This window comes from Fodinibius salicampi (assembly GCF_039545095.1).
Taxonomy (GTDB): Bacteria; Bacteroidota; Rhodothermia; order Balneolales; family Balneolaceae; genus Fodinibius; species Fodinibius salicampi.
In genome coordinates, this window is sequence record NZ_BAABRS010000001.1 from 1,798,389 (window position 1) to 1,810,936 (window position 12,548).

At 42.1% G+C, this 12,548-nt stretch carries 12 protein-coding genes; 10 read left to right on the plus strand and 2 right to left on the minus strand.

Features of this window, described 5'->3' with window-relative positions:
- Complete coding sequence (locus tag ABEB05_RS07685; protein WP_265788976.1) at positions 1–360, plus strand: DUF4296 domain-containing protein; 360 nt, start codon at positions 1–3, stop codon at positions 358–360.
- Here ABEB05_RS07685 and ABEB05_RS07690 read toward each other — a convergent pair.
- A complete protein-coding gene (locus ABEB05_RS07690; RefSeq protein WP_265788977.1) occupies positions 357–2,294 on the minus strand; it encodes a RecQ family ATP-dependent DNA helicase in 1,938 nt (645 codons plus the stop codon). The two genes, ABEB05_RS07685 and ABEB05_RS07690, sit on opposite strands and share 4 nt — an antisense overlap.
- Before the next feature lie 373 nt (positions 2,295–2,667).
- Here ABEB05_RS07690 and ABEB05_RS07695 point away from each other — a divergent pair, with 373 nt between their 5' ends.
- From ABEB05_RS07695 to proC, 9 genes are all read left to right on the plus strand, one after another.
- Complete coding sequence (locus tag ABEB05_RS07695; RefSeq protein ID WP_265788978.1) at positions 2,668–3,354, plus strand: GNAT family N-acetyltransferase; 687 nt, start codon at positions 2,668–2,670, stop codon at positions 3,352–3,354.
- Positions 3,354–4,553: an argininosuccinate synthase gene (argG, locus tag ABEB05_RS07700; RefSeq protein WP_265788979.1), complete on the plus strand. Its 1,200-nt coding sequence runs from the start codon at positions 3,354–3,356 to the stop codon at positions 4,551–4,553. The genes ABEB05_RS07695 and argG overlap by 1 nt, the downstream gene beginning before the upstream one ends.
- On the plus strand, positions 4,546–5,523 hold the full coding sequence (gene argC, locus ABEB05_RS07705; RefSeq protein WP_265788981.1) for an N-acetyl-gamma-glutamyl-phosphate reductase: 978 nt from the start codon (positions 4,546–4,548) through the stop codon (positions 5,521–5,523). The genes argG and argC overlap by 8 nt, the downstream gene beginning before the upstream one ends.
- 2 nt (positions 5,524–5,525) lie before the next feature.
- A complete protein-coding gene (locus ABEB05_RS07710; RefSeq protein WP_265788983.1) occupies positions 5,526–6,668 on the plus strand; it encodes an aspartate aminotransferase family protein in 1,143 nt (380 codons plus the stop codon).
- Positions 6,665–7,600, plus strand: coding sequence for an N-acetylornithine carbamoyltransferase (locus ABEB05_RS07715; protein ID WP_265788985.1), 936 nt, complete (start codon positions 6,665–6,667; stop codon positions 7,598–7,600). The genes ABEB05_RS07710 and ABEB05_RS07715 overlap by 4 nt, the downstream gene beginning before the upstream one ends.
- Entirely contained in the window at positions 7,600–8,376 is a 777-nt protein-coding gene (gene argB, locus ABEB05_RS07720) for an acetylglutamate kinase (protein WP_265788987.1), read from the plus strand. The genes ABEB05_RS07715 and argB overlap by 1 nt, the downstream gene beginning before the upstream one ends.
- On the plus strand, positions 8,373–9,434 hold the full coding sequence (locus tag ABEB05_RS07725) for a M20 family metallo-hydrolase (RefSeq protein WP_265788988.1): 1,062 nt from the start codon (positions 8,373–8,375) through the stop codon (positions 9,432–9,434). Before argB ends, ABEB05_RS07725 begins: the two co-directional genes overlap by 4 nt.
- A gap of 82 nt (positions 9,435–9,516) precedes the next feature.
- Complete coding sequence (gene argH, locus ABEB05_RS07730; RefSeq protein WP_265788989.1) at positions 9,517–10,806, plus strand: argininosuccinate lyase; 1,290 nt, start codon at positions 9,517–9,519, stop codon at positions 10,804–10,806.
- Positions 10,807–10,836: 30 nt separating this feature from the next.
- Positions 10,837–11,637 (plus strand): pyrroline-5-carboxylate reductase, encoded by an 801-nt coding sequence (proC, locus tag ABEB05_RS07735; protein ID WP_265788990.1) that lies wholly within the window; start codon positions 10,837–10,839, stop codon positions 11,635–11,637.
- 268 nt (positions 11,638–11,905) lie between these two features.
- On the opposite strand, the gene ABEB05_RS07740 is transcribed toward proC, so the two are convergent.
- A complete protein-coding gene (locus ABEB05_RS07740) occupies positions 11,906–12,199 on the minus strand; it encodes a hypothetical protein (RefSeq protein WP_265788991.1) in 294 nt (97 codons plus the stop codon).
- Positions 12,200–12,548: the final 349 nt, after the last annotated feature.

Genomic DNA, 12,548 nt, shown 5'->3' on the forward strand with positions numbered 1-12,548 from the left:
ATGAACAGGAAGCATTTCACGGGAGCGATTCTTTTTTTAGTATTTACAATGTCTTGTGAAGATTCTCCACAACGGCCGGATCAACTTGTTCCGGAAGACAAATATGTTTCGCTCCTTGTTGAAATGCAGTTAGTTCGGTCTTATGAAGACACCGGACACATCGATAGCTTATATGCCGATTCGCTGAGGGATAAAGTCTTCGAAGAGTATGGAATCTCCGCTAATACCTTTTGGGACAGCCATATCTACTACCAGAAATTTCCCAAAGAACAAAAAAAGCGTATTGATGAAGCCATTGAGCAGCTGCAAATGGACCAGGTAGAAGACACTGCACGAACAAGCAGGCCCAGATATCCTTAATTCTCTGTGCTATTTGCCCAAATATATTTTTCTTCATTAACCTTTACTTTTTCCTCTCTGATCAGATAGCTCAGGGATTTTTTTACCCGTGAACGACTCCATCCGAACTGCCGACAAAGATGTGGAATGGTTTTGCCCCCTTTGCTCAGCGCCTGTTTAATACTCAACAGATCAGAGTCCATAAACTGGACTTCTCCTTTTTTTTCGCTGAGACAATTATCGCAGTGTCCGCAGGGCCTCACCTGACTTTCCCCAAAATATTGACGGATATAAACCTCACGACAACCCTCTGTTTCGATATATCCCTGCATATACTCCAGTTTTTTTAGCAGCGTGTTTCGATGCTGCTCCAACTCCTTTTTGCTTAAGCGAAGAACAGATTGTCGCTCTTCCAATAGTTTAACAAGAGGAAGATCGCCCCTAGAGTGGAATTGTAATATCTGGTCATGATCCTGTAATACCTGCAATCCTTTTTTTACAGCATTCGGTGAAACATTTAATTTCTCTCTCACATAATCAAAATCGAGGTATTTCATCTCGGCAAAAGCTTCTCCCCCGAATTGTCGAAGGAGCGTATCCAGGAATAATCTCTTGCGTTCATTCTCAGACTTACTGATCAATTCACGTATATAATCCCTATTAGCTATAAAGTGCACTCCTATCCTGGGAGTGATATATTCTATCAACTCAATAATTCCCAAGTGGTTGAGCACATTAAGTGCCGATCGGGTAATGCGCTTTGAAAATCCCGCTCGCTTAGACAGCAAATCAATAGATAATTCTTCAGCGGTCTCCATCTCTGAACCTACTGCCAGATCCAAACTATCGCAAAGGGCATCATAAACACGCTGCAGTTGTTCTCGCTCGGGATAAGAATCTTTTATCCGTTTCTCTGCAATTCTTAAATCTGAGGGCTTAAAAAGAAGCAACGGGAAACTCTCCTCCCCGTCTCTACCTGCACGTCCTGCCTGTTGATAATAGGCTTCGAGAGAATAAGGCATTTCGTAATGAATAACGTAACGACAATCTGCCTTGTCTATTCCCATTCCAAAAGCATTTGTAGCTACTACTAACGGGAGGTTTCCTTCGACCCAACGCTGTTGAATTTGTTCCCGGTCTCCTGGTTCTTTTCCCGCATGATACGACTCCGTTTCAATGCCTAATTGCTTTTGTATCTTCGATGAAAGCTCTTCACAATTTCTTCGGGTGCCTGCATATATCAGTCCAACCCCTGTATTCGAAGCTCTTCGAACCGCAGTTAACATTTTTTGATCTTTCTGTTCCGATGATAGAACCCACCATTTTAGATTCGGGCGATCAAAGCCTTTGGACACTACTACCGGCTCACTGAGTTCAAGGTTATTTTGAATATCAGTTCGTACTTCCGGAGTAGCTGTTGCAGTGAGAGCCATCCAGCTTACTGAAGCTGCTATTGATTCTAAGGCCGGACGTATCTCCCGATACGAAGGACGAAAATCATGACCCCACTCCGAAATGCAGTGGGCCTCATCGATCGCAATAAGATTAATATCCAGCTTGGGTAATTCAGCCTGCCACAAAGTCGTTTGAAGCCGCTCCGGAGCACAATAAAGTAAATCGTACATGCCATTTCTGGCATTTACTAACCGTTGCTCAACTTCCCATGAGGAGATAGAACTATTAATAAAGGTGGCTGCAATATTTCGATTGTTCAATTGCTGAACCTGATCCTGCATTAAAGCAACCAGTGGTGAAATGACGACCGTCAATCCTTCAGTAACCACCGAAGGTAGTTGGTAACATAATGACTTCCCCCCGCCTGTCGGAAAAAGAACCATCGTATCTCTTTGTTCCAGAACGGCATGGATAACTTCCTCCTGTCCCTCTCGAAAAGTGGAATAGCCCCAATATTTTTTAAGAGCCTCCCGGGCTTCTGTCAATGTTTTATGATTCATGTAGCCTCAAGAATAATCCGTGATTATGTTAAATCGAATAAATCAAAATCTAGATTATAAACCAGCAGTTCAACTGCTATTTTTAATTTTTAAAAAAATATTTTGTATTCTTCTATTGAAAGCTTAATATTGGATTCAATGAGAAAAAGCGGAACACATATCAACCTATGTTTCGACAGCCCAGCTGTTGATGTCCTACCTATATTTCCGCTACTTCCGATTCGGCGACGGCCGCGGGCCCTCCCGGGCTCCTAAATACCTCTCTTTTGCGGAGGGTGCGTTAAAAAAATCTTCCGCAACTCAACTCATTACTCAATTTTTTTAACACAGCAATTTTAATGATTGCCACTGTTTACTTTAACACACATTAACTATGGACATTCAAATATCTGTAGCTGATTCACAGCATTTCGAGTATGCCAAACAAATCTGTGATCTCATGGAAGAGGCCGCCAAGCAGCGAGGTACCGGTATTGCCAAACGAAAGCCTGAATATATCCGGTCCAAGATGGAAGAAGGCAAAGCGGTTGTTGCCATTGACAAAGATGAAGAGAAGCTGGCAGGCTTTTGTTATATCGAGAGCTGGGGACATGACAAATATATTGCAAATTCCGGCTTAATTGTGCATCCGCACTATCGCAAGCTGGGTTTGGGGCGTCGTATCAAAGAAAGGGTATTTAAACTGTCCCGCGAAAAATATCCGGATGCCAAGATCTTTGGTATAACTACCAGTATGGCAGTGATGAAAATCAATTCGGATATGGGATACAAACCGGTCACTTTTGACGAGTTAACACAGGATGAGGAGTTTTGGAAAGGCTGCCAAAGCTGTCCCAATTATGATATCCTGACAAATGAAGATCGCAAAGGGTGTCTCTGCACCGGCATGCTTTATGACCCTGAAAAAGAAGAAAAAAAGCAAGAACCCAAACAAGACTCCAAGTCTGAGCAAAAGGAAAAACGTTGGGAACAGTTTAAGAGATTCTTACGTCTCCACAAGAGAAATCTGGAACGTAAAACCAAGCACATTTTTAAATTTAAATTAAACACGAACTGGTAATGAGTAATAAGAAAAAAATAGTTTTGGCCTTTAGCGGTGGACTCGATACCTCCTACTGCGTCCCATATCTAAAGCAACAGCATCAGGCCGAAATTCATACTGTACTAGTAAATACAGGCGGCTTTGACAGGAAGGAACTAGCTAAAATTGAAGAACACGCTTATAACCTTGGAAGCAGCAAACATCAAACGCTTCAAAAAACGGATGACTATTATACCAAAGTTATCCGGTTCCTGATTTTCGGAAATGTACTGAAAAACAATACTTATCCTCTGTCAGTCAGTTCAGAACGCGTTTTCCAGGCGGTAGCTATAGCAAATTATGCACTTGAAGTTGGAGCCGATGCTATTGCACACGGAAGTACGGGGGCCGGCAATGACCAAGTCCGGTTTGACCTCATTTTTAATATTATCGCTCCTGAGTTGGATATTATTACTCCCATTCGCGACCAACAACTCTCTCGCGAAGAAGAAGTTGCATTCTTGAACCAGCATGAAATTGAAATGGATTGGAGTGATGCAAAATACTCTATCAACAAGGGGCTCTGGGGTACGAGCGTAGGCGGGGCCGAAACCCTGACATCCGACCAACCCTTGCCGGAAGAAGCTTATCCAAGTCCGCTAAAGAAAAAAGAACCCCAAACGATTAGTCTCGAATTTGAAAACGGAGAACCCACAGGCCTCAATGGTGAAAATTATGATACTCCTATTAAACTCATCCGAGAGTTAGAAGCAATAGGCTCCTCTTATGCCATTGGGCGAGATATTCATGTAGGCGATACGATTATTGGTATAAAGGGACGTGTAGGTTTTGAAGCGGCGGCGGCCATGCTAATTATTAAAGCCCATGAACAGCTCGAAAAACACGTTCTGGCCAAATGGCAGCTCTACTGGAAAGATCAGCTTGCCGAGTGGTATGGAATGATGCTGCATGAAGGGCAGTATTTAGATCCCGTTATGCGAAATATCGAGGCCTTTCTTGAGGATACACAGTCAACGGTTAATGGCACCGTCTCCATAAAGCTGCACCCTTATCGCTTTGAGATTGAAGGCATTACCTCCCCGAATGACCTTATGAACGCAAAATTTGGCGACTATGGCGAAATGAATAATGCATGGAGCGGTAAAGACGTCAGAGGGTTTGCAAAAATTCTTTCTAATCAAATTAGTATTCACCAATCTGTAAACAATCATGATTAATACAGGAATTGTGGGTGGGACGGGATACGCAGCAGGAGAACTGTTACGTATCCTGATCAATCACCCCAAGATCAATGTTAAGTTTATTTTCAGTACCAGCAAGGCCGGCGAAAAAGTAAGCTCCGTTCATCAGGATTTTATGGGTGATACCGACCTCCAATTCAGTCACGAATTAGATCCCGACATAGATGTACTTTTTCTGTGTATGGGACACGGTAATTCCGAGGTTTTCCTGCAGGAACATTCTGTAAAGGATAAAACCAAAATTATTGATCTCAGCAGGGATTTCCGTCTGGCTCCCAATCAGAATTTTCAACAGCGATCCTATACGTATGGATTGCCGGAATTACAAAAAGAAGCCGTTGCAGAAGCCGACAATGTTGCCAATCCGGGTTGTTTCGCTACAGCCATACAGCTGGCACTTTTTCCACTGGTTAAGCAGAAAATATTGCACCGAAATGTACATATACATGGCATAACCGGATCTACAGGAGCCGGAAGCTCCCTCAGGGAAACCACTCATTTCAGCTGGAGAAACAGTAATGTTTCTATATATAAGGCACTCCGACATCAGCACATCGGTGAAGTGCGGCAAAAGCTGCAGCAAATAGATCCGGATTTTAACAAAGATCTCAACTTTATCCCTGTGCGCGGCGACTTTACAAGAGGTATTTTTATTACGGCCTATACTCCCTGTGATTTATCACTTGATGAAGCAAAATCGCTATATCAGGATTTTTATCATGATTCGCCTTTTGTACATATTAGCAGCGATCCATTACACCTCAAGCAGGTAGTTAACACCAATAAAGGCCTGCTTCACCTGGATAAAGAAGATGGTAAAATATTGGTTACCAGTATTATTGATAATCTTTTGAAAGGAGCTTCGGGGCAGGCCGTCCAGAATATGAATCTAATGTTCGGATTAAATGAGACAACAGGATTGAAACTTAAAGCTACTTATTATTAAAAATGGAACTATTTGATGTCTATCCCCTGCTCGATCTGGAACCCGTTAAAGCAGATGGAAACTACGTTTACACTAAAGACGGAACAAAATACCTCGACCTGTACGGCGGCCATGCCGTCATTTCGATTGGTCATACACATCCGCATTATGTAAAAAAAATAAGTGAGCAACTTCAGAAACTGGGGTTCTACTCTAATTCCGTACAAAATTCGCTGCAGCAGGAGCTGGCAGACAAGCTCGGACAACTATCCGGTTATGACGATCATCAGCTCTTCCTGTGCAACTCGGGTGCCGAATCTATCGAAAACGCTCTTAAAGCCGCTTCTTTCCATAACGAACGTTCGAAAGTAGTGGTCTTTGAACAGTCGTTCCACGGGCGAACATCCGCAGCTATTGGTATTACTGATAAAGACGAATATTCCGCTCCCGTTAACAAACGAAGTGAAACAGTATTCCTGGAACTCAATGATTTTGATTCGCTGGAGAAAGAACTTACCCAGGAAGATGTCTGTGCCCTTGTTATTGAAGGTGTTCAGGGAATCGGGGGTGTCCATATTCCCGATGATGAATTTCTGAAAAAGGCTCGTAAGCTTTGTAGCGAAACCGGAACTCTTCTCATTTTAGATGAAATACAATCGGGCTATGGCCGAACCGGCAAGTTTTTCGCCCATCAGTATGCCGATATTGAAGCGGATATTGTAACAATCGCTAAGGGAATGGGTAACGGTTTCCCGGTAGCCGGTACCATTATTGGTCCGGATATAGAACCTTTCCATGGAGAATTGGGGTCCACTTTCGGAGGAAACCACCTTGCATGTACCGCAGCTATTGCTGTATTGGAAGTTATAAAAGAAGAAGATCTCATCGATAACGCTGCATTTGTCGGCAATGATCTTTTACAACAGTTAGGAAATCTACCCGAAATCAAAGAAGTTCGGGGGCGGGGACTTATGATCGGAATCGAATTTCCTTTTGCCATTAAAGACTTGCGTTCCAAACTCATTGAGGAGGAACAAATTTTAACCGGTGTTGCCAGCAATCCGAATGTACTCCGGCTCTTACCGCCCTTGTCTGTCACCAGTAGCGAAACAGATCGATTCATAAATGCACTACATAATGTCTTAACCCAGCTAAAATTATCATGAAGAATTTTACTTCTATTGAGGATGTTCCGAACCCGAAAGGTTTGATTCAGGATGTTATAAATCTAATAGATCAATCAAATCATTCAACCATAGGTAAAGAAAAAACACTGGGAATGGTCTTTTTCAATCCCAGTCTGCGTACGCGGCTAAGTACACAAAAAGCGGCCCAAAATCTTGGGATGGAGGTGATTGTACTTAACATTGATAAGGATGCCTGGAATGTAGAATTCGAAGATGGTACCACTATGGATGGAGACTCACAGGAGCATATAAGGGATGCCGTTAAAGTTATTAGTAGTTATTGTGATCTGCTTGCAGTGCGTACTTTTGCAAGCCTAACAAATCGTCAGCAGGATTACGAAGAACGGGAATTGCAAAACTTTTTGAAACATTCATCCGTACCTGTCATAAGTATGGAATCAGCCACGCTGCATCCGCTTCAATCACTTACTGACATGGCAACGATTGTTCATACGAATATTCCCAAGCCAAAAGTTGTGCTCAGTTGGGCCCCCCATCCTAAACCACTGCCACAGGCGGTGGCTAACTCTTTTCTTGAATGGGTTACGGAATTACAGGCTGAAGTAGTGGTTGCACATCCTAAGGGATATGAACTCAGTGAGAAGTTTGCCGCTGGGTACAAAGTCACTCATAATCAGCAGGAGGCTTTTAAGAATGCCGACATTATTTATGCGAAAAACTGGTCGAGCTACAGTGACTATGGAGCAAGGCCCGCGGTAGAAGAAAACTGGACAATCACCTCTGAGTTGATGCAGAAAACTAACCAGGCACAATTCATGCACTGCCTTCCAATCCGTCGCAACGTCGTTGCAACCGATGCTGTTATTGATGATTCATTGGTATACCAACAAGCAAAAAATCGTGAGTATGCGGCGCAGGCTGTCATTAAAAACCTTTTAGAGGTGCTGTAGTGAAAGAACTGAATATTATTAAAGTCGGGGGAAGTATTGTCAATAATGAGGAGCGTCTGACCACATTTATAAAAAATTTCCTGAAGGTTTCAACTCCGAAAATTATTGTGCATGGCGGAGGCTCATCCGCATCTGAACTTTGCCGCAAGCTCGATATACCGATCAAGATGAAAGATGGCCGGCGCATTACAGATAAACCCTCACTGGATGTGGCTGTAATGGTCTATGCGGGACTTATAAATAAAACCATTGTTGCCAGGCTCCAGGGACACTCCTGCAACGCAATCGGCCTGTCGGGGGCAGACTTAAATATTATTCCTGCGAAGATAAGATCCGGCACCGAAATCGACTATGGGTTTGTAGGAGATATTACTCCCGAAGATATCAATACTTATTTTATAACCCGACTGCTGGATGAACAAGTTGTGCCCGTCTTTCCTGCCATTACTCATAATAAAAAAGGACAGCTGCTCAATACTAATGCCGATACCATTGCTTCTAGCCTGGCTATAGCACTGGGCGACAAATACAGCGTCAATCTTACCTATTGCTTTGAAAAAAATGGAGTATTACGGGATATCGAAGACGAAAATTCCTGGATCAAGCATATTAACCATGAAGAATATATTCAGCTCAAAGATCAGGGAATTATCCACGAAGGGATGATCCCAAAACTTGATACAGCTTTTGGAGCCCTGCAAAAAAATGTACAACAAGTACATATTAAGCACGTGAAGAACTTGTCTAACCAAATTGGAACAACATTAACGTTATGAAACAGCGCGCTACCGAAGCTATTGAACTGCTCAAGAAATTGATCTCTACCCCTTCCCTGTCCACAGAGGAGAACAAAACCGGCGATTTGATTGAAGATTACCTGAAGTCAAAGGGAATTCCTGTCCAGAGACACAAAAACAACATTTGGGCCACCAATGAGCATTTTGATGAAGAAAAACCAACTATACTGCTTAATTCTCACCATGATACGGTAAAACCCAATGGAGGCTATACCAAAGATCCCTTTATACCAGTGGTTGAAAACGGCAAGCTGTTTGGATTAGGTTCCAATGATGCAGGCGGACCTTTAACTTCACTTATTGCTACGTTTATACATTTTTATCCTCAAGAGGACTTGACTTATAATTTAGTGATGGCTGCAACCGCGGAAGAGGAAATATCCGGGGATAATGGCATTATCTCGATTCTTGATAAAATTCCGGAAATTGATTGCGCTATCGTGGGAGAACCTACCCAAATGCGTATGGCCGTAGCTGAAAAAGGACTTATGGTACTGGAATGTATGGCCAAGGGGAAAAGTGGTCATGCTGCCCGTAACGAAGGGGAAAATGCTATCTATATCGCACTCAAAGATATTGAATGGTTCAAAACCCATCGGTTCGAGAAAGAATCTAAAATGCTCGGACCCGTAAAAATGACGGTAACCGTAATCAATGCCGGAAGCCAGCATAATGTTGTACCAGACCGTTGTACATTTACCGTTGATATTCGGAGTACCGATATTTATGACAATGTTCACATTTTGGAAACCATAAAAAATAATATTGAATCGGAAGTTACGGCTCGTTCAATTCGTCTCAACCCCTCATTTATTCCCCTTGAGCATCCATTGGTACAAGTTGGGAAGGGTATGGGCATAGAAACCTATGGCTCTCCAACGCTTTCGGATCAGGCCTTTCTTTCGGTGCCTTCACTAAAGATGGGACCCGGAAAATCTGCGCGTTCCCATACACCTGACGAGTTTATTCGCCTCGACGAAATAGAAAAAGGAATAGAGACATATATTAACTTATTAGATTCCGTTATTAGGTCTTAGTTATTAATATTCAGTTATACAATAGATTAGAATGAGAAAAAATTTACAGATAACAAACGACATCAAAACAAATTAAACAATCATGAAACTCTGGGACAAAGGCCAAGCCTCTACAAGCGATATTGTCGATCAGTTTACCGTTGGTCAGGATCGTGTTCTCGATCTCCAAATTGCTGAATATGATCTGCGGGCTTCCAAAGCTCATGCCCGGATGCTCAATAGCATTGATATTTTATCGGATGAGGAGGCAAAAAGTATTATTACAGAACTAAACAGACTACTTGATGACGTAGAGTCAAGCGATTTCACTATAGAAGAAGATTTTGAGGATGTCCATTCTAAAATTGAATATGAGCTGACCCAAAAACTGGGAGAAACCGGCAAGAAAATTCATTCCGGACGATCACGTAATGATCAGGTTTTGGTGTGCCTTCATTTATATGCCAAAGATCAAATTGATGAGATTAAACAACTTATAAAGAACCTTTTTGAAGAGCTCACGGAGCTGAGTGAAAAGCATAAAGAAGTTATCATTCCAGGCTATACTCACATGCAAGTGGCAATGCCCTCTTCTTTCGGACTTTGGTTCGGGGCCTATGCAGAATCCCTTATTGATGACTTGTATATGCTGAATGCCGCATATAAGATTGGAGATCAAAATCCACTTGGATCAGCAGCAGGATATGGCAGTTCTCTCCCTCTAAATCGCAGTAAAACTACTGAATTATTAAATTTTTCTACTCTGAAATTTAATTCAGTAGCTGCCCAAATGAGTCGAGGCAGACTCGAAAAGAGTATTAGCTATGCCCTGAGTTCGGTGGCAGGCACCCTCTCCAAGATGGCTATGGATGTGTGCCTGTTTATGAATCAAAATTTTGACTTTCTATCTTTCCCGGATGAACTAACCACAGGGTCAAGCATCATGCCGCACAAAAAGAATCCGGATGTTTTTGAACTTATACGGGCAAAATGTAACAGCATCCAGAACTTGCCGAATGAATTAACACTTATTACCAACAACCTGCCCAATGGTTACCACCGGGATTTCCAGCTTCTAAAAGAAAAACTCTTTCCAGCGGTTCAGAACCTGAAAGAATGCCTGGATATCAGCAGATTTATGTTCCAGCACGTGGAGGTAAATGAAAATGTTATTGATGATCCTAAATACGATTACCTGTTTAGCGTCGAGGAAGTGAACCGTAAGGTTATGCAAAATACTCCCTTCAGAGAAGCGTATCGGGAAGTTGGACAGGCAATAGCAGAAGGAACATTCGATCCAGATAAAGAGCTAAAGCATACGCATGAAGGAAGTATTGGTAATCTTTGTACTGATCAAATCAGGGAAAAATTTAAGGAAGCATTCAATAGTTAATTAGTATTTCTAATTCAATTTACAAGACTTATGAAAACAAATGTAGCAATCCTGGGAGGCGGTAATCTGGGAACAGCCCTTGCAAAAGGACTGTCTCGAACCGATGAAGCTTCCCAGAAATATGATGTAACGGTTACTCGCAGAAATACTGATCTCATTCAACATCTCGAAGAGGATGGTATTACTGTGAGTTCTGATAATTTATCCGCAGTTAAAGAAGCTGAACTTATTGTCATTTCTGTTCAGCCAACGCAAATTGAACATCTAATCGAAGAGATTAAGCCGGTATTAGACCCCAAACAACATATCATTGCCTCAACAATGGCAGGAGTTTCCGGGGAAGAAATTGCTAAACTAACAGGATCGGGCTATCGAATTCTTCGGGTTATGCCCAATACAGCAGCTGCTATCAATCAGGCAATGACCTGCATCGAAAGGACCCCCCACAAAGAAGCGGAAGAAAAGGTAATTGAACTATTTGAGACGCTCGGCAAAACGCTGGTTATCAACTCTGAACTCATGGAAGCCTCTACTGTTTTAGGAGCATGCGGTATTGCTTTCTTTCTGCGTTATATCCGCGCCGCTTCTCAGGGAGGTATTGAGGTAGGCTTTCATGCTGAGGAGGCCCAGCTTATTGCCTCTCAAACTGCGCTTGGGGCTTCAAGTCTGCTGTTAAACTCGAACAATCACCCTGAGTATGAAATTGATAAAGTCACGACTCCCAAGGGGTGTACTATTGCGGGGCTCAATGAAATGGAGCACAACGGACTGAGTTCAGCCTTAATTAAGGGGATAAAAACATCTTGGGAGATGATAGAAAAGATTCGCTGATTTGACTCAAGTCAAAAAATTAGCCGTCAGATTACTTCAAAATCTGACGGCTAAACTAAAACAACGGTAACAGTATACGTTATATCCTTCTTAAACCTGCATCTTATACTTCTTCGCCTGCTAGGGTAGTTTTCACGTAGTTACAACGCATTCCTGCAATAGCAAAATGGCCTACGTACACTCATCATCCGGTGCCGGTTTAAGGTTAATGTTGACTCATAAAACGAGTACAGGCATTCTAGCGGATTATGGACTCTTCATTAATACATTATTTACAGATGCATTTCCATGTATTGCCATGGGCAAAAGCACTTGATTCTCCATGGTTGATCCATGATTTAGCATTCGGGTCCCACCGATGAAGCTGGCATGTTTTGGGAGCACATTCATCATCTCCGGAACAGGATACCATTCCGAAAATTGAAAATTCCTCTGTACAAGGATTGTATGTAGCAAACATTTCATGTGCCTCTTTCTCATCAAACCCTAAATCCACCGCTTCCTTTACCGAACTCATGATGCATAACGTTGAGACACCATCCACATCTTTTAATGTTGCCACACCTTTGAATCTAACTTTTTCGAAGGCCAAATCTTGTTTTGTTTCCATATTATCCTCCCGACAGGTTTTTATCTAAAACTGGCTCTTATATAATTTTAATTTGAAGTGTCTATTGAAGAAAATACCATAAAGAGAGCCTTCTATAAGGTATTTCAAAAGAGCCACCTTTTAACAAGTTAGTCTTTCGATGATTAAAACCAAATTTAGTCTCTTTGAGATACAAATAAAAACGTATGCTTGCCTCACATTAAATCCGTTTGGCTAAAGAAAATTGTTTTACCCATGCCTCCATGACTCCGTTTATTGGAAATCAGAAAAGATTATTACTAGAAATGCAGTAAAAAAATAC

Excerpts from the sequence above, each read along its gene's own strand:
- ABEB05_RS07685 (WP_265788976.1), top strand. The coding sequence starts at position 1 with ATGAACAGGAAGCATTTCACGGGAGCGATTCTTTTTTTAGTATTTACA.
- ABEB05_RS07690 (WP_265788977.1), bottom strand. The coding sequence starts at position 2,294 with ATGAATCATAAAACATTGACAGAAGCCCGGGAGGCTCTTAAAAAATAT.
- ABEB05_RS07695 (WP_265788978.1), top strand. The coding sequence starts at position 2,668 with ATGGACATTCAAATATCTGTAGCTGATTCACAGCATTTCGAGTATGCC.
- argG (WP_265788979.1), top strand. The coding sequence starts at position 3,354 with ATGAGTAATAAGAAAAAAATAGTTTTGGCCTTTAGCGGTGGACTCGAT.
- argC (WP_265788981.1), top strand. The coding sequence starts at position 4,546 with ATGATTAATACAGGAATTGTGGGTGGGACGGGATACGCAGCAGGAGAA.
- ABEB05_RS07710 (WP_265788983.1), top strand. The coding sequence starts at position 5,526 with ATGGAACTATTTGATGTCTATCCCCTGCTCGATCTGGAACCCGTTAAA.
- ABEB05_RS07715 (WP_265788985.1), top strand. The coding sequence starts at position 6,665 with ATGAAGAATTTTACTTCTATTGAGGATGTTCCGAACCCGAAAGGTTTG.
- ABEB05_RS07725 (WP_265788988.1), top strand. The coding sequence starts at position 8,373 with ATGAAACAGCGCGCTACCGAAGCTATTGAACTGCTCAAGAAATTGATC.
- argH (WP_265788989.1), top strand. The coding sequence starts at position 9,517 with ATGAAACTCTGGGACAAAGGCCAAGCCTCTACAAGCGATATTGTCGAT.
- proC (WP_265788990.1), top strand. The coding sequence starts at position 10,837 with ATGAAAACAAATGTAGCAATCCTGGGAGGCGGTAATCTGGGAACAGCC.